At 69.8% G+C, this 24,070-nt stretch carries 17 protein-coding genes; 8 read left to right on the top strand and 9 right to left on the bottom strand.

All coding sequences use genetic code 11. From position 1 onward, the window contains the following. Positions 1-22: 22 nt before the first annotated feature. Positions 23-3,490 carry a right-handed parallel beta-helix repeat-containing protein gene (locus tag ACFWRO_RS20515; protein WP_384512172.1) on the top strand — a complete coding sequence of 1,156 codons (3,468 nt, stop codon included), beginning with the start codon at positions 23-25 and terminating at the stop codon, positions 3,488-3,490. Here ACFWRO_RS20515 and ACFWRO_RS20520 read toward each other — a convergent pair. After that, positions 3,432-3,755: a hypothetical protein gene (locus ACFWRO_RS20520; protein WP_384512174.1), complete on the bottom strand. Its 324-nt coding sequence runs from the start codon at positions 3,753-3,755 to the stop codon at positions 3,432-3,434. The genes ACFWRO_RS20515 and ACFWRO_RS20520 overlap by 59 nt on opposite strands. A 25-nt stretch (positions 3,756-3,780) precedes the next feature. Between ACFWRO_RS20520 and ACFWRO_RS20525 the strand changes: the two genes are divergently transcribed. From ACFWRO_RS20525 to ACFWRO_RS20550, 6 genes are all read left to right on the top strand, one after another. After that, entirely contained in the window at positions 3,781-4,827 is a 1,047-nt protein-coding gene (locus ACFWRO_RS20525) for a S8 family serine peptidase (protein WP_384512176.1), read from the top strand. Positions 4,828-5,020: 193 nt separating this feature from the next. Further along, on the top strand, positions 5,021-5,809 hold the full coding sequence (locus tag ACFWRO_RS20530) for a sigma-70 family RNA polymerase sigma factor (protein ID WP_384512178.1): 789 nt from the start codon (positions 5,021-5,023) through the stop codon (positions 5,807-5,809). A 13-nt stretch (positions 5,810-5,822) separates the two neighbouring features. Further along, positions 5,823-7,016: an AAA family ATPase gene (locus ACFWRO_RS20535; protein WP_384512180.1), complete on the top strand. Its 1,194-nt coding sequence runs from the start codon at positions 5,823-5,825 to the stop codon at positions 7,014-7,016. An 88-nt stretch (positions 7,017-7,104) separates the two neighbouring features. Beyond that, entirely contained in the window at positions 7,105-7,692 is a 588-nt protein-coding gene (locus ACFWRO_RS20540; protein WP_384512182.1) for a hypothetical protein, read from the top strand. Between the two features lie 336 nt (positions 7,693-8,028). Further along, a complete protein-coding gene (locus ACFWRO_RS20545; RefSeq protein WP_384512184.1) occupies positions 8,029-10,812 on the top strand; it encodes a BTAD domain-containing putative transcriptional regulator in 2,784 nt (927 codons plus the stop codon). A gap of 63 nt (positions 10,813-10,875) precedes the next feature. Further along, entirely contained in the window at positions 10,876-12,117 is a 1,242-nt protein-coding gene (locus ACFWRO_RS20550; protein WP_384512186.1) for a cytochrome P450, read from the top strand. Positions 12,118-12,159: 42 nt separating this feature from the next. Here the strand turns inward: ACFWRO_RS20550 and ACFWRO_RS20555 are convergent, their stop codons facing one another. The 8 genes from ACFWRO_RS20555 to ACFWRO_RS20590 form a co-directional block, all read right to left on the bottom strand. Beyond that, on the bottom strand, positions 12,160-13,722 hold the full coding sequence (locus ACFWRO_RS20555; protein WP_384512188.1) for a GMC family oxidoreductase: 1,563 nt from the start codon (positions 13,720-13,722) through the stop codon (positions 12,160-12,162). Between the two features lie 68 nt (positions 13,723-13,790). Next, positions 13,791-15,338, bottom strand: a complete 1,548-nt coding sequence (locus tag ACFWRO_RS20560) for an APC family permease (protein ID WP_384512190.1) — start codon at positions 15,336-15,338, stop codon at positions 13,791-13,793. After that, positions 15,335-16,804 carry an aldehyde dehydrogenase family protein gene (locus tag ACFWRO_RS20565; protein WP_384512192.1) on the bottom strand — a complete coding sequence of 490 codons (1,470 nt, stop codon included), beginning with the start codon at positions 16,802-16,804 and terminating at the stop codon, positions 15,335-15,337. The genes ACFWRO_RS20560 and ACFWRO_RS20565 overlap by 4 nt, the downstream gene beginning before the upstream one ends. Positions 16,805-17,427: 623 nt before the next feature. Further along, positions 17,428-18,678, bottom strand: coding sequence for a tyrosine-type recombinase/integrase (locus ACFWRO_RS20570; protein ID WP_384512194.1), 1,251 nt, complete (start codon positions 18,676-18,678; stop codon positions 17,428-17,430). 84 nt (positions 18,679-18,762) lie between these two features. Continuing rightward, positions 18,763-18,942, bottom strand: coding sequence for a helix-turn-helix domain-containing protein (locus ACFWRO_RS20575; RefSeq protein WP_384512196.1), 180 nt, complete (start codon positions 18,940-18,942; stop codon positions 18,763-18,765). Between the two features lie 544 nt (positions 18,943-19,486). Continuing rightward, positions 19,487-20,587 carry an AAA family ATPase gene (locus tag ACFWRO_RS20580; RefSeq protein ID WP_384512271.1) on the bottom strand — a complete coding sequence of 367 codons (1,101 nt, stop codon included), beginning with the start codon at positions 20,585-20,587 and terminating at the stop codon, positions 19,487-19,489. Positions 20,588-20,883: 296 nt separating this feature from the next. Next, a complete protein-coding gene (locus tag ACFWRO_RS20585; protein ID WP_384512198.1) occupies positions 20,884-21,786 on the bottom strand; it encodes an aminoglycoside phosphotransferase family protein in 903 nt (300 codons plus the stop codon). A gap of 33 nt (positions 21,787-21,819) precedes the next feature. After that, positions 21,820-22,905, bottom strand: a complete 1,086-nt coding sequence (locus tag ACFWRO_RS20590) for an XRE family transcriptional regulator (RefSeq protein WP_384512200.1) — start codon at positions 22,903-22,905, stop codon at positions 21,820-21,822. 580 nt (positions 22,906-23,485) lie between these two features. On the opposite strand from ACFWRO_RS20590, the gene ACFWRO_RS20595 reads away from it, so the two are divergent. After that, the gene (locus ACFWRO_RS20595) at positions 23,486-24,070 is read left to right on the top strand and encodes an ATP-binding protein (protein ID WP_384512202.1); all 585 of its coding nucleotides are present in this window, start codon (positions 23,486-23,488) and stop codon (positions 24,068-24,070) included.

Raw genomic sequence — 24,070 nt, forward strand, 5'->3', positions numbered from 1 at the left:
ACGACGAAGGGAACCACCAGCCATGTCGCGCCATGTGCTGACCGTGTGCGCGCAAGAGGCGCAGAGCGGCGGCGGCCCGTCCGGCTCCGGCGGGCCGAACGGCCCGTTCCGCACGATTGGAGCGGCGCTGGAGGCGGCGCGCAGCGGGGCGGTGATCTCGGTGCGGGCGGGCCGGTACGAGGAGAACCTCGTGATCACCAAGGTGGTGACGATCACCGCAGAGGACCCGCAGGGCACCGTACGGGTGGTCCCGCGCAAGGGCACGGTGGTCCAGGTGGTGGCCGAAGCCGTGCAGTTGACCGGTCTCGTCCTGCAGGGCCAGGACGAGGAACTGCCCGCGGTGGACGTGCCGCGCGGTCAGGCGGCGCTCCAGGACTGCGAGGTGGTGGGCAACGCCTGGACGGCCGTGCTCACCCGGCAGCAGGGCTCGCTGGCGATGCGCGGCTGCCGGGTGACCAATCCCGGCGGGGCGGGCATCGTGGAGACCTCCACGGGCACCAGCGTGATCGAGGACTCCATCGTGGAGCACCTGGGCACCTCGGCCGTGGTCATCGGGGAGCGCGCCAATCCGACGTTCCGCAACTGTGTGCTGCGCGACGCCCGCGGCAACGGCGTGGTCGCCAACGGCGAGGGCCGGGGGGTGATCGAGGACTGCGAGATCTCCGCCACCGACAAGCCCGCGATCGCCCTGGAGCAGAACTGCGCCACCCGAGTGGTGCGGACGTCCGTACGGGACTGCCTGCTGGGCGTGTACATCAGCTCGGCGGACCGGGTGGTGCTTGAGGAGTGTTCGGTGACCGGCACGAAGGTGCACGGCATCGCGCTCGCCGAGGGGACCGATCCGGTGCTGCGGCGGTGCCGGACCTCCCGTACGAAGGGCAACGGCATCCACGTCACCGGCCGGTCCCGGGGCACCTTCGAGGAGTGCGAGGTCAGCGCGGCGGAAGCCAACGGCATCTGGGTGGAGGAGAGTTCGGGTCCTTCGTTCAGCAGGTGCTCGGTCCGCGACGCCAAGGAGGCGGGGGTCCAGCTGACCGGGGACAGCTCGCCGGACTTCGACCGCCTTGAGGTCCGGGACTGCAGCGGGACTGGGGTGCGCGTCGCGGAGGGCGCGAACCCGATGCTGCGGCGCGTGACGGTGTCCGACGTACGCGGGTTCGGTGTGGAGGTGACCCGCGACGGGCGGGGCCGGCTGGAGGGTTCGGAGATCTACGGCACCGGACAGGCCGGCGTCCGGATCGCCGACGGCGGCAACGCGTACGTCGGCAACACGGCGGTTCGGGACACGGGCGCGGCCGCGATCACGATCGGCGACGGCGGTGTGGCCACGCTTCGGGACTGCGACGTGGCCGAGTCGCCGCAGGAGGGGGTGCTGGTCGAGGCGGGTGGTGAGCTGACCGCGACCCGTACCCGGGCCCGGTCCTCCCGGCGGCACGGCTTCCAGGTCGCGGCGGGCGGGCGAGCGACTCTGACCCGGTGCGAGGCCGTCGACAACACGGCCGACGGCATCCGGATCGACTCCACCGAAGCGGTACGGGTGCACGACTGCGCGGTCTCCGGCAACCGGGGCTCGGGGCTGCGCCAGTCGAAGCCCTCGACGCGCCTTGCGGTCGAGAACCTCACCAGCGTGGAGAACGGGTACCCGGACGCGCACGGCGAGCTCGGCGCCGGGACCTCCGGCGGCGGCTCCCGCCCGGGCGACCGGTCCGCCACGGACGGCCCCGAGGGAGGTGAGGGGGCCGAACGAGGTCTCGCCGACGAGGAGTCGGGGGCGGTCGGGGCGGCGGAGCCGGGGGCCCGCTCGGGCCCGGCCCAGCCGAAGGGCCCGTTGGAGGCCCTGCAGACGCTCGTCGGTCTGGACGGGGTGAAGGATCAGGTCGACACCCTGGTCAATCTCAACAAGCTGGCGCGGCGGCGCGAGTTGGCCGGCATGCCCGCCCTGCCGATGAGCCGCCATCTGATCTTCGCGGGGCCGCCCGGTACCGGTAAGACGACGGTGGCCCGGCTCTACGGCTCGATCCTCGCCGAGTTGGACGTCCTGCCGTCGGGCCACCTGGTCGAGGTGGCGCGCGCGGACCTGGTGGCGTCGATCATCGGCGGTACGGCGATCAAGACCACCGAGGTCTTCCAACGGGCGCTGGGCGGCGTGCTGTTCATCGACGAGGCGTACACGCTCTCGCAGGGCAGCGGCGGCACGGGCCCGGACTTCGGCCGGGAGGCCATCGACACGCTGGTCAAGCTGATGGAGGACCACCGCGACGAGGTGGTGGTCATCGTGGCCGGCTACTCGGAGCAGATGCAGGGCTTCCTCGACTCCAACCCCGGTCTCGCGTCCCGCTTCAGCCGGACGGTGGAGTTCGAGAACTACTCGGACGACGAGCTGACGACGATCGTGGCGATGTCCGCGGCCTCGCACGGCTACCAGCTCGGCGACGGTACCCGTGAGGCGCTGACGCTGCACTTCGAGACCGTGCAGAAGGGCGCCGACTTCGGCAACGGCCGGGCCGCGCGCAAGGTGTTCGAGGAGATGGTCGACCGCCAGGCGTCCCGCCTGGCCACCCTGCCGGAGATCGGCAACGCGGACCTGGCACTGCTGACACCCGAGGACGTCGGGCCGACGGCCGCCGCCGCGGCAGCCGCGGCCGGCACTCCGGCGGCCGAACGGAAGACGGAACTGCTGGACGAGCTGCGCGGGATGATCGGTCTGCCGGCCGCCAAGGAGCAGGTCGAGGACCTGGTGAACCTGATCAAGCAGGTCAACCGGCGCAAGGAGGCCGGGCTGCCCACCGCCACCATCAGCCACCACCTGGTGTTCTCGGGCCCGCCCGGTACGGGCAAGACGACGGTGGCCCGGCTCTACGGGCAACTGCTCGCGGAGCTGGGCGTCCTGCCGGGCGGGCAGTTGATCGAGACCGCCCGGGCCGATCTGGTCGGCCGATTCGTCGGCCACACCGCCCAGTTGACGAAGGAGGCGTTCGACAAGGCGCGCGGTGGCGTGCTGTTCATCGACGAGGCCTACACGCTGACCCCGCGCGGCGGCACGGGCAACGACTTCGGCCAGGAGGCCGTCGACACCCTGATGAAGCTGATGGAGGACCACCGCGACGAGGTGGTGGTCATCGTCGCCGGGTACGCCGACGAGATGCGGGGCTTCCTTGACTCCAACCCCGGTCTGGCGTCCCGGTTCTCGCGGTCGGTGTCGTTCGAGCACTACACGGACGACGAGTTGGTACGGATCGTGGAGGTACTGGCCGACAAGGCCGGGTACGTGTGCCCGCCCGAGACCCTGGCAGCGCTCGGGGAGATGTTCGGCGCTGTACCGCGCGACCGGACCTTCGGCAACGGCCGCTTCGCCCGGCAGACGCTGGAGTCGATGATCACCCGGCAGGCAGGGCGGCTCAGCAAGCTGGACATCGACGACCTGGCCGAGCTCAGCCTGCTGCTGCCGCAGGACATCCCGTGGGACCGGGTGCCGGAAGGCGCCGCATGACCCCGGGCGGGCGGGCCGCCGCCGTGACGGCGGCTCTGGTGTGCGGGGTGTTGGTCGCGACCCCGGCGGCGACGGCGGCGACGGCGATGCCCTTGGCGTCGGCCGCCACGGGTCCGGGCACGACGCCGTCGGCGGAGTCGGGATCGGGGTCGGGGTCGGGGTCGGGATCGGCGTCGGGGTCGGGGTCGGGATCGGCGTCGGGGTCGGAGCCGACCTCGTTGCCCGGGCTCTCGCAACGGCTCGTCGGCGGCGACGCGTGCCTCAAGGCGTCGGACCGTACCGTCACCCGGATGCCGTGGCCGCAGGCACACCTGCGCCCCGACACCATCTGGCCGTTGACCGAGGGCGCGGGGGTGACGGTCGCGGTGGTCGGCTCGGGCGTGGACGACGCATCCGGGCTGCTGGCCGGCCGGCTCAGCCGGAAGGCCCGCCTGTTCGACGGCGGCCCGGCGACCGACTGCGCGGGCCACGGCACCTTCACGGCGGGCCTGATCGCCGCGGCCCGCACGCCCGGTACGGGGTTCTCGGGGATCGCCCCCCGCGCCCGGATCCTCGACGTGCCCGTCACCGACCGGCGCGGAAACACGACTCCTGATCTGCTGGGCGCCGGGATCCGGGTGGCCGCCGACGGCGGCGCCCGCGTCATCGCCGTGGTGGCCGTGGCCGGCTCGGACAGCCCGTCCCTCTCGGGCGCCGTACGGTACGCCGTGGCCAAGGGCGCGGTCGTGATCGCCCCGGTCTCCGCCGACGCGGACACCAGGGGCCCGGCGTACCCGGCGGCCCATCCGCAGGTGCTGTCGGTCGCGGCGACGACCCCGGGCGGGGCTCCGGCCCGGCTGACACCGGTGGGCCGGGTGGACCTGACGGCGCCGGGCGAGGCCGTGATGGGACCGGGCCCGGGCGGCAAGGGCCAGTTCACCGCGTCGGGGCCGAGTTACGCCGCCGCCCTGGTGGCCGGTACCGCGGCGCTGGTGCTCGGCTACCGGCCGGACCTCGGCGGCGCGGCGCTCGCCCACCGGCTGCGGGCCACCGCGTCCGGCCCGGCCGGGGTGGACCCGGTGGCCGCCGTCACGGCGGTGCTCCCCGAGGAGCAGAAGGTCCCGGCACCGTCCCTGCCCTCCGGCACGAGGGCCACCGCCACGGGCGTGGCGATGCCGCCGGACCCCGGACCGTCGGCCGCGGGTCCCGCCTACCTGGTCTCGGCGGGGGCCTTGGCCGTGGCGCTGGGGGTGGCCGGTGCCGCCGTGGTGGTGCCGGGAGGGCGCCGACGCGGCTGGCGGCCGGGCCGGTATCAGGCCCCTGCGGCGGAGAGGAAGCACACGACGGAGGCGCTCTGACGGCATGTCGGCGGGGGCCGCGCCCGGGCTCGTCGGGTGCCGCTGGAGGTCGTTGGCGAATCGTTGGTGGGACGTTGGGCGGGGCTGGGACTCTCACACCAGTCAAGCCCGACACGCCGGAACAAGGCGGTCGGACGGTTGCCGTACGGCCCCACGACCAGGCCGGCGGTGCGATGCGGGAGGAACAGCCGTGATGGTGAACGAGCGGCAGAGCGCGCACCCGGACCCTGACCTGACGGCCGACCGGTCCGCCCGGGACGAGGCCCGCGACACGAACGCCAGGGACACGGGCTCGGGCACGCAGACGGATGTGGGCGCGGACGCGGAATCGGACACAGGCACAGGCACAGGCATGGACGCGGAATCGGACACGAGCACTGGCACAGCCGTCGCGACCGGCACGGCCGCGTGCAAGGCGGAGGGCCGGGGTGACGGCAACGGCGCGGCGCGCCGCCCGACGATGGATCGCGACACGCTCGCCGAGCTGTACCGGCTGCACTCCCCGTACCTGCTGCGCGCCCTGCTCCGCCTGACCAGCGGTGACCGAGGCAGGGCCGAGGACATGCTCCAAGAAACGTTCCTTCGCGCCTGGCAGAACCCGCAGGCGTTGACCCGCGGCCCGGAGCACGGCCGTCCGTGGCTCTACACCGTGGCGCGCCGGATCGCCATCGACCACTTCCGGATGCAGGCCGCCCGCGCCAAGGAACTCGGCGACGAGACCCCGGAGGACCGGCCGTCCACGCACGATCCGTACGACGAGATCCTGGTCGCCCACGACATCCACGGCGTACTCGCCGAACTGCCCCCGCACCACCGGCAGGTACTCGTCGAGCTGCACCTCAACGACCGCACCACCGTCGACGCAGCAGCCGTCCTCGGGGTCCCACCGGGCACCGTCAAGTCCCGGAACTTCTACGCCGTACGGGCCTTCCGCCCCCTGCTGGAACAACACGGCCTCGCCCCGGCATGGCCGGGACAGTGAAAGGGACCGCGAAGTGACGCTCGTCGTGGACAGGAACGACATGAACGACCCCGGCCACTGGACGGGCGCCCCCGACTACGGCCCGGCCCACTGGCCCGGCCCTGCCCCCGAGCCTGTCGAGGCCGTGGAGGCCAACGAGCCCGTGGAGACCGCCGAGCCCAAAGAGGCCGAGGAGACCGGCGAGCCTGCGGAGGCCACGGAGCCCGTGGAGCCCGCGGAGGCTGTCGTAGAGACCGTCCTCGTCGTCCAAACCGTGGAGGCGGTGCCGGCGGCGCCGGCGACGCCCGCCGCCGTCGCCGAAACGGCCGAAGGCCTAGTACCGGCAGCCCCGATGGGCCTCGCCGAGGCCACGGAACTGTCGGCCGAACACCTGGTACGCCGTACGCCCCGCGAGCGGTTCCGCGTCGGCCGGCGCCGGGCGCCGGGCGGGTTCTCGGAGGCCATCCGTACCCCGCTGTGGCGCAGCCGGCGCATCGCGGTGATCAGCCTCAAGGGCGGGGTCAGCAAGACCACGACCACGACCGCACTCGGCGCGGTCCTGGCCCGCGAACGGGCCGACCGGGTCGTCGCGGTCGACGCGGACCCGGACTCCGGCACGCTGGGCCGCCGCGTGCAGCGGCAGTCCGGCGCCACGGTCCGGGACCTGTTGGCGGTGCTGCCCGACCTGCACACGTACATGGACATCCGGAGGTTCACCTCCCAGGCGCCCAGCGGTCTGGAGATCCTCGCCAACGACACCGACCCGGCCGTCTCCCGGCAGTTCGGCGAGCAGGACTACCGCCGGGTCGTCGAACTGCTCAGCGGCCAGTACCCGATCGTCCTCACCGACTCCGGCACCGGACTGCTGCACGACGCCATGCGCGGCATCTTCGACCTGACGGACCAGCTGGTCGTCGTCGCCACCCCGAGCGTCGACGGGGCGAGCAGCGCCGACATCACCTTCGACTGGCTGAACGCCAACGGCCTCCAGGACAAGGCGCGCGACGCCGTGACCGTCGTCTCCGGCGTGCGGTCCTCCGGCCGGCTGATCCGGGTCGAAGACGTCGTCTCCCACTTCCGCCGCCGCTGCCGGGCCGTGGTGACGGTGCCGTACGACGAGCATCTCGCCCGCGGCGGGGAGATCGACCCGGAGCGGCTGCGCCACCGTACCCGGGCGGCGTACTACGAGCTGGCGGCCCTGGTGGCCCAGGAGTTCGGCCGCGACTGACCTCCCTCCCCACCTGACCTCCGCTCCCGCCCGACCTCCGTCCCCCGCCCGACCGCCCCGAACCCGAGACTCACCTGGAGGAACACCCATGGCCTGGTACGAGGGCCCCTGCCGGATCACCGTCGTCGCCGTGGACGCCGACTTCCCCCAGCGCGCCGTGGTCGTCGTGTCCGGCGTCGGCGGGGCCCGGATCGAGATTCCGGGCACGGTGGGCGCGGTCCGGCACATCGACGCCCCGAGCTGGCACCTGGAGGTGGAGCACCAGTACGAGGGCGTCTGGCGGCCCAATGTCCGGGCGGTCCGCGGCCGGTGGGAGACCGTCGACGGGGTCAGGACCCAGACGATCACCAGCAAGGACGTGGACTGGGCCCACGGGAACGCGCACGAGCGCAACCTGGTGCTGCGTCTGGAGCGGACGGGCGAGCCGACGGAGCGCGACCTCGACCTCGGCCACGGACAGGCCCGCGACCGTGGGCTCGACGCCCCCTCGCGTACAACCACCCAGTCCTCGTCCACCGGCCCCGCCAGTCGCACGTCTGCCGGCCCCGCCCGCTCGGTCACCCAGTCCTCGTCGGGCGGCACCGATTTCGCCGCGCCCACACCCGCCCCTCCCGCCGCTGCCCCCGGCCGCACCGGCTCCTCCCACGGCTCGACCACCAGCAGCAGCCCCTGGTAGCCCCCCCCCCCCCGGATGCCCGCACCACGGCGATTCATCTTCAAGATCATCTCGCGCCACCCGGAATTCCCCCCTCAGCCGCCGAAAAGCGGTGAAGTCTGCTGAACCGAAAGGCACGCCCATCCGTGCAACGGTCATGGGCTAACCTCGGACCTGCCTCAAGGCGGTTTGACTCCGTTTCAGCGGTTTTCAGCCACTGGTCTGGAATCCGCTGGAGCCGGTACGGTGACCGCTCCAGTCGCTGCTGCGAGCACCCTCCCGAAGCGCCCGTGACCGCACGCGCCGCGTGCCGGGTGGTTCCACGTGCTTCGCGCATCGGCCGGTGGGGTGGGAATCATGAAGTTACTGCTGTTGGGACCGTCAGAGCTGCGCTCCGACGAGGGTGACTGCGTACCCCTCGGGGGTGCCAGGCGCCGAGCCGTGCTCGCCGCCCTGGCGTTGAACCTGAACCGGGTCGTACCGGTGGAGCGGCTGCTCGACCTGGTCTGGGACGAAAGACCGCCGCCGAGTGCCAAGGCCGCGCTCCAGGGCCATGTCGCGAGCCTGCGCACCCGGCTCGACAGCACGCTGCACCTGGTGACGCGGGCCCCCGGGTACGCGCTGATGGCAGACCGGAACCTGGTCGACGCCCACCACATGGAGGACCTCGTGGCGGCGGCCCAGGAGGCGTCGGACGACGAGGCCGTCCGTCTGCTGGACTCGGCCCTCGACCTCTGGCGCGGGCCGGCCCTGGAGGACTGCGAGTCGCGCTCGCTGCGCTCCTGCGCCGAAGCCCGCCTGGAGCACACCCGGCTGCGGGCCCTGGAACTGCTGGGAGAGCGGCTCCTGCGGACCGGGCGCGCGGGCCTCGCCGTGCCCCGGCTGGCCGCCGCGGTGGAGGAGAACCCGCTGCGCGAGTCGCTGGTGCGGCTGCTGATGCTCTGCCACCAGCAGGAGGGTCGGCAGGCGGAGGCGCTGCGGATGTACCACGCGACGCGCGAACAGCTGAAGCTCGACCTCGGCGTCGCTCCCAGTCCGCAGCTCCAGGAGGCGTTCGCCGACCTGCTCGGCCGGATGCGTTCCGGGCCGCAGGTACCGGCCGCACGACGTGCCCCGCGTACCGTCATCGCGTCTCCCCAGGCACTGCGGCCCCCGACCGCCCCGGCGCCCCCTCCCGCCCCCTCCGGCCAGCGGATCCGTCCGGCCCAGCTCCCCCGCACGCCGGGCGGTTTCATCGGCCGGACCGACGAGTTCCGTTCCGTGGACCGGGCGCTGGCTCCGGACTCCTCAGGCGTCGCCCTGGTCGTCGGCCAGGCTGGGGTCGGCAAGACCTCGCTCGCCCTGCGCTGGGCCCACAGCCACGCCGGCGACTATCCGGACGGGCAGTTGTTCGCCGACCTGCACGGCTTCGACGGCTCGACCCCGGTGGAGCCCTCGGTGGTGATCAGCGGGTTCCTCTCGGCGCTCGGCGTACCGCAGGACCTGATACCCGACGACCCGGCCGCCGCGCAGGCCCTGTACCGCTCGATGCTGGCGCAGCGCCGGCTGCTGATCCTGCTGGACGACGCCCGCGAGTCGGCCCAGGTGCGGCCGCTCCTGACGGGCGGCGGCGGTTCGGCGACCATCGTCACCAGCCGGCTGCGCCTCGACGGGCTGCTGGCCCTCGACGGTGCGGCCCTGGTGCCGGTCGGGGTGCTGGACGAGGAGGAGGGCCTGGCGCTGCTGCGGGTCGCTCTCCGCGACGACCGGATCGAGCGGGAACCCGAGGCCGCGCGGGAGCTCGTACGGCTGTGCAGCGGGCTTCCGCTGGCCCTGCGGATCACGGCCGCACGGCTGGCGGCGCATCCCTGGTGGTCGTTGGCGTCGGTGGCGGACGAACTGGGCGACGAGCAGCAGCGGTTGGCGGCCCTGGCGATCGAGGACGCCGACATCACCGCCGCGCTGACGCTGAGCGTACGGGCGCTCAGCGGCGAGGCCCAGGCGGTCTTCTCGGCGCTCAGCGTCGTCCCGGGCGGTGACTTCACCGCCCACGCCATCGCGGCCGCGTGCCGGATGCCGCTGGCCGCCTCCCGCCGGGCGCTGGCCGCGCTGGCGGGTGCGCACCTGATCGAGCAGCGCTCGCTCGGCCGCTACTCCTGCCACGACCTGGTCCAGCTCTTCTCCCGTCAGTACGGTGCGGAGGGGCGCGGCGACCGGCTGCGCGGTCTGCTCGACTTCTACGTGCACACGGCGTATGCGGCCTCCCGGGTCTACGACCCCGAGGGCCGGCCCTGCTGCGATCTGCCCGGCTGGTGCGAGCGGCCGCAGGACATCCCCGTGCTCACCGACCGGCGTGCGGTACTCGACTGGTACGAGACGGAGTCGGCCAATCTCTGCGCGGCGATCGAGGCCGCCGCGCGCGCCGGTGAGGCGGGCCGGGCCTGGCGCCTGACGGTGCTGGTGTGGCCGCTGATGACGTGGCAGAGCCATCGTGACTGGACCCCGGTGGTGGCCCACGCCCTGCGGGCCGCCCGGGCGACCGGTGATCCGTGCGCGGAGACCCGGGTGGCGAACCTGCTGGGCTGGGCCACCGTGGAGGCGGGCCGGGCCGAGGACGCGATCCCGCTGTTGGAGCGCTCCCGGGAGCTGGCCGTACGGACGGGCGACGACTGTGATCTGGCCCAGGCCCTGATCAACCTCGGCCTCGCGCATGCCGCGTGCGGCTCGTACGAGGCCGCGGTCGCGGTGTACGAGGAGGCGGCCCGGGTCGCGGAGGAGATCCGGGACTACGGCACGGCGGCCATCGCCCTGCACCACGTGGCCCGGCTGTACCTGGACCGGGGCCGGGCCGACCGGGCCCTGATCCACGCCGAACGGGCGCGGCTGATGCCCGGTGCGCGGGGGCTGGTGGGGGTGCTGCTGTGCGACGTACAGGGCGTCGCGCTGTGCCGGACGGGGGACCCGTGGGCGGCACTTCAGCAGCTTGAGGAGGGGCTGGCCGAGGCCCGCGCGGAGAAGTTCATCACGGGTGAGGTCAAGGTGCTCGAACACCTGGTGGAGGTGACCGAACGGCTGGGGCTGCGCGCGGAGAACGAGGACTACCGCAGCGCCGCGACCCACCTGAGGGGCCGTATGCAGGAGGGTGCCCGGGCGCCGTTGTGAGCGCAGCGCTGTTTCCCCCATGGGCGGCGAACCCCGATGGCACGGAGGCACGTTCCCCATGCCATGAGGAGCCTTCCCCCTGAGGGATTCAACCCGTTCGCGCCGGGCGTCATGGACGACCCGTATCCCGCGTACCGGGAGCTGCGCGAGAGCTGCCCCGTCCATTTCAGCCCGCAGACCGGGCTGTTCTTCCTGTCCCGGTACGAGGACATCGCGGTGCTCGGCCGCGACCGGAACAGGCTGGTGCGGGGCAGCTCGCTCACGGGCCAGTTCGAGGAGTTCCGCGGCACCGCGCTGCACCGGATCCTCGGGCCCAATCTGTTCGGCCTCGACGACCCGGACCACGGCCGGCTCAAGCGGCTGATCGTCCGCACGTTCACCCGGGGCCGGGTGGCGGAGCTGGTCCCCCGGATCGAGGAGGTCTGCGCCGGGCTGCTCGACGAGGCGGCGCTGGACCCGTCGGGCGGTGTGCTCGATCTCGTACCGGTATTGGGTCACCCCCTCCCCTTCCTCGTCATCTGCGAGTTCCTGGGGATCGAGCCGCGGGACCGGTCCCCCTTCCTCGGCTGGACCCATCAGGTGCTGCCGATCGCCGACCCTTTCCCCACGGACGAGGAGAAGAGGCTGGCGGTCGAAGGCGGCGCCGCCTTCGAGGGGTTCTTCGCCGCCCTGATCGCCGAACGCCGCGGCCTCCTGCGCCGGTGCCTGCCCCTGCCGCCCGGTCTGATCAGCGATCTCGTGAAGATCGCCGAGGAGGACGGCGAACGACTCACCGAGGACGAGCTGCTCTCGCTGGCGTTCACCCTGCTCGTGGCCGGCTTCGAGAACGTCACCAATCTGATCGGCAACGCCATGCGGGCCCTGTGCGAGAACCCGGACCAGCAACAGGCCCTGCGGGCCGAACCCGAACTGCTGGACAACCTCGCCGACGAGGCCCTGCGCTACTACAGCACCACGCAGTACAACCTGCGGGAGGCAGCCGAGGACATCGAACTGCACGGGGTGCGGATTCCGGCCGGCTCGCGGGTGGTGCTGCTGCGGGGCGCGGCCAACCGGGACCCCCGGCAGTTCCCGGACCCCGACCGGTTCGACCTCCGGCGCCGCAACAGCGCCACCAACGTGGGCTTCGGCGAGGGCGCCACCCACTGCACGGGCGCGGCGCTGGCCCGCCTGGAGGTACGGATCGCCTTCCGCGAACTGCTGCGGCGCTGCGGCACGTTCGAGATCGATCGCTTCCGTACCGGCCCCACGAAGCTGTTCTGGGGACCGCGCGTGCTGTCGGCGGCGTACGGCCCCCACAGCTGAGCCGTACCGGCAGAGCTCGTACCGGCAGAGCCTACGTTGCGGTCACCGTTCGGCCCGGATCATGTCCGAGCACTTCTCGCCGATCATCATCGTGGTGATGCACGGATTGACCGCGGGCAGGAACGGCATGATCGAGGCGTCCGCCACCCGCAGCCCCTGCACCCCCTTGACCCGCAGCTGCGGGTCGAGGGGGGAGTCCGAGTCGGCCTCGGCGCCCATCCGCACGGTGCCCGCCGGGTGGTAGACCGTGTTGTGCGTCTGGCGGATGTAGGAGAAGAGTTCCTCGTCGGTCGTGGCGTCCGGTCCGGGCGCCAGCTCCGCACCCTTCCAGTCGGCGAGCGGCGCCTGCGCCGCGATCTCCCGTGCCAGCCGCAGCCCGTGGGTCATCACGCGGATGTCGTGCTCGTGGGTGAAGTAGCGCGGGTCGACCTTCGGCTTGTCCCGGAAGTCACGGCTGCGCAGCCGGACCGTGCCCTGTGAGCGGGCGCGGGTGACGTTCGGCGTGAGGCAGAAGGCGTTGTCGGTGGTCGGATAGCCGCGACGGTAGGTGTTCATGTCGAACGGGACCGAGCCGTAGTGGAACATCAGATCCGGCCGGTCAAGACCCGGTTGGGTGTCCGCGAAGATCCCGATCTCCCACCACTGCGTGGACGAGGTGACCATGGGCTGCTTCGCCTCCCACATGATCACCCCCTCGGGATGGTCCTGGAGGTGCGAGCCGACGCCGGGCGAGTCCACCCGTACGTCCACGCCGTTGTCGCGCAGATGGGCGGCGGGCCCGATTCCCGACAGCATCAGCAGCTTCGGCGAGTCGATCGCCCCGCAGGAGACGATCACCTCGCGCCGCGCCCGTACGGAGTCGACATGCACGGCGTCCGGCTGCAGATACTCCACACCCGAGCAGCGCGCGCCGTCGAAGAGCAGCCGCCTCGCCTGCACCCCGGTGCGTACCTCAAGATTGGGCCGCTTCCCCATCACGGGGTGCAGGTACGACACCGAGGCGGACGAACGGGTCCCGTCCTCGCGGCAGTTGATCTGGAACCAGTTCGCGCCGCGCACCACCGTGCGGCCGGAGTTGAACGGCACCGTCGGGATGTCGCTCGCCGCGCAGGCCGCCAACAGCGCCCGGCCGCACGGGTCCCTGGGCGGCACCGAGCGGATCGTCACGGGACCGGAGCGGCCGTGGTGGTCGCCGGGGCCGTCGTTGGTCTCAAGGCGCCTGTACAACGGGAAGCAGTCGGCCGCGCTCCAGCCCGAGCAGCCCATCGCGCCCCACTCGTCGAGGTCCTCGGCCGGCGACCAGAAGGCGATGCACGAGTTGTGCGAGGAGCAGCCGCCGAGCACCTTGGCACGGGCGTGGCGCATGAAGCTGTTGCCGTTCTCCTGCGGCTCCACCGGGTAGTCCCAGTCGTAGCCGGACTCCAGCAGCGCCATCCACCGGTCGAGGCGCAGGATGCTCTCGTCGCCCTCGTCGGACGGGCCCGCCTCCAGCACGCAGACGCTGACAGCGGGATCCTCCGACAGGCGGGCCGCGACGACGGCCCCGGCGGTGCCGCCGCCGACCACGACGTAGTCGAACTCGGCTGCGGAGGGCTGTGCGGACATGGTCTCTCCAGTACGAGATGTCCCCGTGGCGGGGAGGGAGGGAGCGTGGCGCGGGGAGGGAGCGTGGATCAGGGGGCGTCCGCGCGGTGTTCGGCCAGCACGCCCGTACGGTGCCGTTGTACGAACCAGTAGTAGGCGAAGCCGCCGAGCGCCACGATGCCGATGAACAGGAACGCGCCCCAGCGCAGGTACCAGTGCTGGGCCCCGGTCGCGTTGTAGACCTCGGCACGGGGCCAGGCCAGGTTCAGGGACATGGCGGCGCCCCACAGCACCGCCAGGATGTTGATCGGCAGTCCGAAACGGCCGAGCGAGAAGTCTCCCTCGCGGGGGTGCCAGTTCCCGCGCAGCCGCTGGATCAGCATCGGGGTGGTGACCATCAGGTACGCCAGATAGATCATGATGACCGCGATGCTGGTGATCACCGAGAAGATCTGCGGCTGGTTGATGTTGATGACCAGGATGACCACTCCCACCACGCCGATCACGACGGCGGGAATCACCGGGGTCCGGAAGCGCGGGCTCACCTTGGCGAGCACCGATCCGGCGGGCAGGTTGTTGTCCCGTGCCATCGCGAACATCAGCCGGATGCCCGCCGCTTGGACGGCAAGGACGCACACGGTGATCGCGACGACCACGCACCACAGGAAGATCTCACCGATCGTCGACCCGAGCGTCTCAAGGACCACGTACTGCAGGCCACCCGTGCTCAGCTCCTCCGCCTGCAGATTCGGCACGGCCATCAGCGCGAACAGCAGGATGAGACCACCGATGAGGAAGGACGCGACGAGCGCCCGCAGGATCGCGCGCGGCGCGTTCCGGCCCGGGTTGTGGGACTCCTCGCCGAGCGAGGACGCCGTGTCGAAGCCGTACATCACGTACGCCGACGCGAGTGAAGCGGTGAGGAAGGCCCCGAAGTAGCCGAGCGTCTCCCCGCTGCCCAGGCCGTACGTGTCGGTGAGCACCGTGCTGGGTCCACGGGTGATGTGCGCCGCGAGGAAGATGATCAGACCCACGGCGGCGATCAGCTCGATGAAGACACCCGCCGAGTTGATCCGCGCCATCAGCTGTACGCCGAAGGCGTTGACCAGCGTGGCGAAGAGGATCAGCACCGTGCCGAGGAGGACCGCGTTGGCCGCGGCGTCGTTCGCGCCGCTGCCGTCGCCGACGAACTGGAACCAGGGGTCGATCTGCGGCAGCGTGATCTGGTACGCCAGGGCCACGGCCGACAGGGTCACCATGGTGGCCGTCATCATCATCCAGCCGCCGAGCCAGCCCACGTGCGGGCCGCCCATCTTCTTCGCCCAGTTGTAGACCGAGCCCGCGACCGGGTAGCGCGCCGCCAGCTCGCAGAAGCACAGGGCCACCATCAGCTGGCCCACGAAGACCATCGGCCACGACCACCAGTAGGCCGGGCCGCCGAAGGCGACTCCGAAGTAGAACAGCTGGAACGTGCCGGTCAGGATCGAGATGTAGCTGATCCCCGCGGCGAAGGTGTGGAAGTTGCCCAGCGTGCGCTTCAGTTCGGGCCGGTAGCCGAGCTCGGTCACCGAGTCGTCGTCGTGCGGGGCTCCGTCGCCGGCACCGGGCCGGTCCTGGCCTGTCGGCTGTGCGGTCACTCGAACCACCTCTGCGCCTTGGGGGCGAGATTGCGCCAGATGTGCTTGGTCTCCTGGTATTCGGCGAGTCCCGCCGGCCCCAGTTCACGGCCGAAACCGGATTGCTTCATGCCGCCCCATTCGGCCTGCGGCACATAGGGATGGAAGTCGTTGATCCACACGGTGCCCGCCCGGAGCAGGGAGGCGACCCGGTGTGCGCGGCCGGTGTCCTGCGACCAGACCGCACCCGCGAGGCCGTACATGGTGTCGTTGGCGACCGCGACGGCCTCGGCCTCGCTGTCGAACCGCTCGACCGTGAGCACCGGGCCGAACGACTCGTCCCGGACCACCGACATCCCGGGCGTGCAGTCGTCGAGGACGGTCGGCGGATAGTAGTAGCCGTGGGCGAGTTCCGGGTCCGTCGGCCGTGCCCCGCCACAGCGCAGCACCGCGCCCTCGGCCAGGCCCGCGGCCACGTAGGCCTCCACCTTGTCGCGGTGTGCCGCCGAGATCAGTGGCCCGGTCCGCGCGTTCTCGTCGAACGGGCCGCCCATCGGGATGGCTCGCGCGCGGGTCACGAGCTCGTCGACGAAGGCGTCGTGCAGAGAGTCCTCCACGAGGAGCCGGGCGCCTGCCGAGCAGACCTGTCCGGAGTGCAGGAAGACGGCCATCAGCGCATGGTCGACGGCCGCCTCGAAGTCCGCGTCCGCGAAGACGATGTTCGGGTTCTTGCCACCGAGCTCCAGGGCGACCTTCTTCACCGTGGGCGCCGCCGCCGCCATGATCCGGCGTCCGGTGGCCAGGCCGCCGGTGAACGACACCAGGTCCACGCGGGGATCCTCGGTGAGCGGCGCGCCGGCCTCGGCGCCCGTGCCCAGGATCAGATTTCCGGCTCCTGGCGGCAGCCCCGCCTCGGTGAGCAGCCGCATCAGCAGGATCGCGGTGTGCGGGGTCAGTTCGCTCGGCTTGAGTACGAACGTGTTGCCCGCCCCGAGCGCCGGGGCGACCTTCCACGCGGTCTGCAGCAGCGGATAGTTCCATGGGGTGATCAGGGCGCACACTCCGACCGGTTCGTGCACCACCCGGCTGTCCGCATCCGGGTTGCCGGTGGCGATGATCCGGTCGTTGCCGCCCGCCGCGGTGAGATTGCCGAAGTAGCGGAAGCAGGCCGCGATGTCGTCCATGTCGTACTCGGACTCGACGAGCCGCTTGCCGGTGTCCAGGGACTCCGCCCGGGCGAAGGCCGCCTTGTCACGTTCCAGCAGATCGGCGACGCGCACCAGCAGCCGTCCGCGCTCCGCGGCGGGCGTGGCGGGCCACGGCCCGCTGTCGAACGCCTCGCGGGCGGCGGCGACGGCCGCTGCCGCGTCCTTGGGCCCGGCCTCGTCCACAGTGGCGACCAGGGTGCCGTCCGCCGGGCAGCGGATCTCCCGCGTACGACCGTCGGCAGCGGCGGCCCACGTGCCTCCGATGAACAGCTCCGGCATCAGGCACCTCCGGGTCGATGGGCCGGGCACTGTCTGTGTGCTCCATGCCAAGACACTAGGCAGCCTCGGCCGACCCCGCAGAACGAAACGCGGGCGGGCGATGCCCCGATCGGCCCTTCAGGGCTCCGTCGAGGCCGTCGCGGAGACCCTGGCACCGCCCCCATGGTTGTCACGCGCACTCTGTCCGCTAGAACTATGGTGTCCCACCACATACGACGGTGACCTGCATGTTTCTACGGTGTGGCGACACGTCAACGTCCCCGTTCATCGCCTGGAAGTGGTGCACATGGCCTCCCCCGCAGCGGCTCCACCGGCCGAATCGAACCTCAAGCGCATCGTCGCCGCGAGCCTGATCGGCACCACCATCGAGTGGTACGACAACTCATCGGACTAGAGCTACGACCTGCGCTTTCTCCTTCATGGGCCCCCTGAAGTCAGCACCGAACCAGCACGGAAGAATCGCGTGCCAGCCAGGGCACTGGGAGAAGCTCGCCCGCGCAGACCACGGATCGACAAACGAACCCGAGAGCGATCACTGTCAGTAGCGCCCGTGACGGTCCCGGAATGCGTGATGCCCACAGCCGAGAAGCACGGCTGAGGGCATCACGCGGTCATAGATCGAGTCAGGCCGCCTCGACCACCGCCTCGAACTCAAGCGGCAGGTTGAGCTCCGTTTTCATCGTGAAGACGGCATCCATCAGCGACCGCAACCGGTCGGGAGCATCGGGCATCACATGCGCGTAGGTCTGATGGGTGATCTTCGGGTCACGGTGCCCCAGCCACTCGGCCATGTCCGTCACCGGCACTCCCTTCGACAGGCCGGCGGAGGCGAAGAAGTGGCGCAGCCAGTGCGGTGTGATCCTGCGCGTAATGCCCGCCGCATTCTTGGCGTTGCGCCAGAGCCGGTCCACGAGGGAGTACATGAGAATGTTGGTGCGCCCGATATTGGCGAAGAGGTAGTCCCCCTCCAGGCGGTTGAGTCCCTCCTCCACTCGGAAGGTGCCGTGAAGCCGGATGTGCTCCTCCACCTTCGTCATGATGGTGGGCGGCACGGGTATCGCTCTGCCCTCATCAAGGTCGCGCCACTTGAGATGGCGGATGCAATGGGCCCGCCCCCGCCCCTTGGTGATGGCTCTCTGGACCGCAGACTTCGGCTCCTCGTTCTCGCCGTCCTGCGACACCTGCCGGTCGACATGGAGCATGGAGCCCTCGAAGTCGAACTGCTGAAGGGTCACGGCACACGCCTCGCCGATACGCAGCCCGCACCCAGCCATGAGCCACACCAGCAGCTTGTAGGGGCCGGGAAGATTCCGCTCGATCGCTTCGATCTCCGCCAAGGTAGGCAGGCGGATCGTCTTCTTGACTCGGCGTTTCACCCGCTGCCGACCGGTGCGAACGTGTTGGCACGGATTTCTTGTTATGTACTCGTTGGCCACGGCGAAGCTGAAGACGCCAGCGAGTGTCTCGTAGCGGTTGATGGCCGTGCTGTCTTCATAGCCACGATCTTCCACCATCCACTTCAGCCATGCATTGAGATGCTTCGCCTTAACAGCCCCGATGGCCGTGGCCCCGAAGTACGGCTCAACATGAAGGCGAAGGCTCGTCTCGTACTGGTAGCGCGTCCCGTTGACCCTGCTACCCGAGTCGATGAATTCGCGGTACACAGCCGCAAGGGGCACGAGCAGGCCCGTGGGGGCAATATAGGTGCCGAGATCCTTCTCACGCTCGACCTTGGCGGCGAAGGAATCCGCCGGCCCCTTCTTCTGGAATGACTTCTCACGCTGACGCCCACCCCGCCCACCGGGCTCCCGATAGCGCACCGTCCAAGGGTGGCCGCAGCGGACAACACCGCACAGGTAGTGCACGCTCTTCACGTCTTCCTTGCACTTCTGGAATACTCGCGCCAAACTATCGAACCCCCTCCAACTTCAAAGGAATATCTCTGACTGTGTCCCGACCTAGCCGTACTTCTCTTCCAGGTAGGCGATCACATCGCGCTCACGAAACCTGAGTAGGCGACCGACCTTCTGAGGCTTCAAGCCCCACATTCGATATTTGTTCTTGATCGTCAATTCGCTCACCTTCAACCAATCGGCCACTTCGGCCGACGTCAGAAGACGATAGCTTCCACCATGCATGAAGATTCCTTCCAAACTCAGATAAATACACCTGCGCCGACTCCCGCAGAGGTCGGCACGAACCGAATCCATGGTCCATGAAATCCCCGGTTAGGCTAACCGGGGATTGCGGTGTATGTTCCGGCACGGTTGACTCGATCAACGTTCGATCCTGCGCTTTCACCACCAAAGGCCTGCAGCAGGCGGGGCCGTGTTTCTCGGGATGCTGTACGTTGACATGCTTCGGGGAGAGCTTCCAGCCCTGGTCAGCACATACACGTCTGCCGTGGGCGAATCCCCTCCCACGTGTTGTCCGGCAAACGATCACGCCCTACCCTCCATGGGCGGGCCGTCCTGGTGTTCCTGGCGTCGGCTGGAGTGTCCGACACCAGGGCCGACCGGAGGTGATGACTCGGCTGTGTGGGGAGCACGCAGCCGACCCCCGACTCCCGACCCTTGCCGGCGCCTTTTGGGGCGGCCGACACCTGTTGCAACAACAGTCGGCAATACCCGGAAGGCCGCTACCTCAGGCAGATGGCCGAATACAGCAACACCAAGGCCGCGTCTAACCGGTCGTGCGCCCCTCCCATTCAGCCATGAGGTCCTCCGCGCTCAGACGCCCCTCAAGGAGTGCGTCTATGTCCGCTGCATCCTGAGAGATTCTGGACCTGTGTGGCCCATCCGGCATCAGCAGTGTCGCGGTCCATCCTCGTTTGGCCCACGCGAAGGCCTGGGGGCTATGCGTTGCAATAATCGTCTGGAAGGACAGAGCGGGCGAATCAAAGACGTTCATGACCTCTCGAACCGCCAGAGGGTGCAGATGGTCGAAAGGGTCGTCGAGGACGAGGATCGTCGGTTCAGCGCGGGCCTGAAGTTCGGCGAGTACAGCCAGGGCACGGAAGGGGAACAGCATCCAACGCCAGGAGGCTGGCTCTTGCTCCTCCCGCTCCACATAGGTGACCTCAATGTCGTCCCCTGTCACAAGAACATGGGAAAAGACGTCCGGCATGACCTCCGGCATACCGGAAACAACGTTCCCGGCCGTCCACTCATCGACGCCGAGGAAATCCGCCAGCCATCCCATCCCAGGTTGATGCGGACGCGGCCATGACGGGTGCACGTCCAGTACCCGATACGGGTGAGGAGGAAGCGGCACCCGCTTCCCGTCGATCTCATACTCCAGCGACCTTCCGACGACCCCGACCTTCGCCGTCCGCCGGTCCGGATCGAACCAACTGATGGTGCAGGACAGCTTCTTGGAGCCGTCCATAAGAGGCTGCGGCGCCGTCATCGACCGAAGCAGCTGAAGCAACTGAGTCTTTCCGGTGGCGTTCATGCCGCCGAGGAGGTTGCCTCGGGACAGCCGCATCGCTCCTGGCCGGATGACGAAATGTTCGTGGATCTCGATCGCCTGGACCCAGCCAGCGGGGCGGCCATACCCTCCCTGTTCCAGGCGCGTCCGGTACTCGTGGAGGTCCCTCCAACTGCGGAGGAGCGAGGCGGGGTAGGCGTTGCCCTCATTGGTGTCCACCAGCCGGCCGCATTTGGCGCACAACCAGATTCCGTTGCCGATGGCGGAGAGCTGCTCCTGCGTCAGCCCGCCGGTGCCCCTCGGGCCTCCAGAAGCTGCTGCGTAGATGTGCGCCGCCGTACCGGTGTAGGCCACATCCTCCAAACCAGCCCCCGGGCCAACCGTCAGAGCACCGCACTGGGGGTTGGAGCAGCGGAAGGCCGCTCTACGGGCCAGTCGATCCCGTATCCGGGCACTGAAGTCAGCCCTGCCGGCACCGTTGCTGCTCGCTGACCCCATGAACCGCCGCCCCCTACTGATGGTTTCGATGCCCGCGCTATTACCTCAGGCGGGCACACCGACACTTCCGGAAGGTGCCACGGTGGTGAGTGGCTCCGACCAGCCGCGCCGAGCCACCCGCCCAGCCACTTCGCCGCAGCAGGAAGGGACACCTAGAGGATGTTCCAGCGAAGTTGCCTGTCTCGCCTCCGGAGTCCGTCAACCCGGCGCTGGATCTCACTCAGGGACTCGGGGGCATGCCGAACCTTCCGGGCGTTTGTCGTGACCATGCGCATTTCGCGAATATCACGCAGAACCGAATAGCCAGTGCTCTTCCTGATGTCCCACCCGTAGGCGTCCACGAACGCTTGGTAGTGGGCTTGGCCGTACCCGAACCGGCGGCAGTGGACTTCGACAGTGACGAGGTCCCACTCCGGCTGGCCTTGGGCGATCGTGTCCCAGTCACACAACACCGCAGCTCCATCGGCAGTATGTAGCGCGTTTCGGTGCTGAGGGTCGCCCTGAATCAGTCCGGGGGCCAGGGCGAACGGGATGCCTTCCAACGCCTCTTCGAGTCGGTCCACCTCCTCCTCCATGCACCGGACGCACGCGGCAGGGAGGCATGTGATCGCCGCCAGTGAGCGGCGGATCGCACGGATGTTGTCGTGCTCGGCGAGGACGATCGGGGGTTGAGGCAGGGTGTGGAGTGCCTTGAGGGGCCCTGCCAGCTGCCAGGCCGCCACCGGGCTCTCGGGCTGTGGCAGGTATGTCCAGAAGGTGACAGCGTGTCCGTCGATGATCAGCGGCTGATCGAAGGGGTGAAGAGAGACTGTGGGGAAGTCTGCTTCGATGAGCCAGCGTACGAAGGAAACCGTGCGCACGACGCTGTCGACGTCCGTCCCCTTCCGGGCAATCTTGGCTACCACCTGCTCCTTCTCCAGGAGGAGAACCGCATTGGTGTGGCCGCGGAGGAGACGCGCGTCGCGGCTGTCGAGGCCGGCCTTAGCGCAGGCCCGCTCCAGCACCTGGTACATCTCGAACTCGTCGAACCCACCGGGGGCCGGCGTGATTGTCATGCCACACAGGCTTACCGACGAAGGCCCGTCCTGTCACATCCGGCCGGGCGGAAGCTCGATGATCTCAAGAAGCTCGCGTGCCGCTCGGCCTGTGCGTATCGCCGGCGGAAGGACCTCTACGACCTCACGGGCCCTTTCCTCCACGATGGGCGTACGGTGAGCGGGGTCCATGCGCAGGAAGGTGGTGCCGGCCAGCTGGCAGGCTTCGTCAGGACTGCGATCCCGCGCAAAGCAGATCGCGGCCTCAAGCCGGAGGAGCGCCGGATCGATTCCGCTCTTGTCCCGGTAGAGGGCAAGAGCCTCTTCTTGGACCACGCGTGCCTCGCGGGTGTGGCCCAGTGCTGTCAACGTGCCGCTCTTGTAGAGCAGGTAGCGGCGCTCCGGGAAGGCGAAGGCGTCGTTGGACGAGTCCCCTCCGAAGTGTTCGAACGCCTTGGCCGCGTACCGCAGCGCCTCCTCGGCCTCGGTCCGGGCCCCGAGCTTGGCCTGAGCCCGCGCTTCCGCTGCTGCCGCGAAGGCATGCGTGGCGGAGGCCCGTACTCTGCTGCTGATCACCCTGGCCTCTCGACAGAGGCTCACCGCGCTGGTGATCGGACCGTAGTAGAAGGGCAACATCGCGGCCTGTGCCCTGACACGGCCGCGAAGCTCGACGTTCCCGCTGTCATCCGCGGCGGTGCGCGCCGTGGCGTACCAAGATCTTGACCGCGCCAGGTCGCCGAGCTTCATGAGCGCGTCCGCTGTCAACGTGGAGATCATGGCGGTCAGTTCAGAGAGGCGGACCTGAACGGCGGCCGGCTGCCGGGACACGGCTAGCCCCTGGACCTCCGCCAGCAGGTCCAGAAGACGGCTGAGCATCAAGGCCGGCGGCGTGGAGACGTACTCCTGGCTAGCCCAGAGGACCATCTCCTCAATGTGGTCCAGCTGGGTGGGGGTGACCGTAGCCGAGGCAAGGGTGCGGTCCACCGCTCGGCGTACGAGATCGGCCCTATCGGCGAGGGATCCAGCAGCAGCAGCCGGAGCGCGCCCGGAAATATCGGGCACGCTGTGCTGCTCGGCGCGAGGCATGTGCGGGGCCCGTACCTGAAGAACGATTCCCGCGACGGCCTCGGTGTCGTCCAAGTCCAAGTCGCCTGGTGAGCAGGCGTAGAAGGCGGCCAGCACGAGCACTGTCGAGTGAAGTGGCCGGTGTTTTCCTGTCTCCCAAAGGCGTAGCTGCTCCACGGTGACCCGCGGGGCTCCGTCCTGCTCGGAGACAAGACCGCGCATCTGCTCCGCAGCGTCGACAAGGGTGAGGCCCCTGGCCAGACGCTGCGCACGCAGGCGAGAGACCGAGCAATGTGCATGAATCGAGTGGGCGATTTCGCCGATTGAGCGTCCTCGCTCGGCGCCGCTCTCGCGTAACCGGCGTGCGCAGGACGGGCCGTGAGATTCAAGGCCACTCATGAAGACGATCCCCTTCCAACTCGCTCGCCAGCGTACTGACCTGCTGACCGGCCAGTGGGGGAAAACGTGACTCCGTCGACCAAGGACCCGGAAATACGTGAAGGGTCACGTACGCCCGTCACGTTTACGTGCACCGTCGCGGTTGCTGCTCCTGGGCCCGGAGAGCGAACGTTGCCCTCCCCGCGGTCCCGAGCTCACACGCTGCTCGTCGGCCCGGCCATTCGACGGTCCCTTCTCCCAACTCGGGAGGCACATCGTGTCCCAGGCACCACCCCCGAGCGACAGCCTCACGCTGGCGACCACGCCGAACGCCGTGCGCTGGGCAAGGCTCCACACCACCGACATCCTCTCTCGCTGGCAGGTGCCGGCCAAAGTCATCGAGACGGTGGAACTCATCGTCTCCGAGTTGACCACGAACGCGGTACAGCACCCCGAGAAGGGCGAGCAGGTCTCGCCGTACTCCTCTCTGTCGACCCTGAGGACCTTCGAGCTGGTGCTTCAGATCGGCAACGGGGCGGTCCGGGTGTCGGTGTGCGACAACGACGAGCAGGCGCCCGTCCTGAAGCAGCCCGGGGTCGACTCCACGAGCGGCCGGGGGATCCTCCTCGTCGCTGCCATGAGCAGCAAGTGGGGGCACTACCCCGTCCGCAACCGCGACAAGACCGGGAAGGTCGTGTGGGCCGAGGTCAGCCTCGCGCCTGCGGCCGAACCCCGGAGACACGAACGGGCACATTCGCGCCCCGGTCAGCCTTCGGAGACCGGGCGCAGTGCGCTGCACCGTACGAGTGAGGTCGCCCCCCGTCTCCTCGGCCGAGTGCTTGTCGGCGTAAGGGGTCTTTGA

Origin of the sequence: Streptomyces sp. NPDC058579 (assembly GCF_042718575.1) — a bacterium.
Classification (GTDB): domain Bacteria; phylum Actinomycetota; class Actinomycetes; order Streptomycetales; family Streptomycetaceae; genus Streptomyces.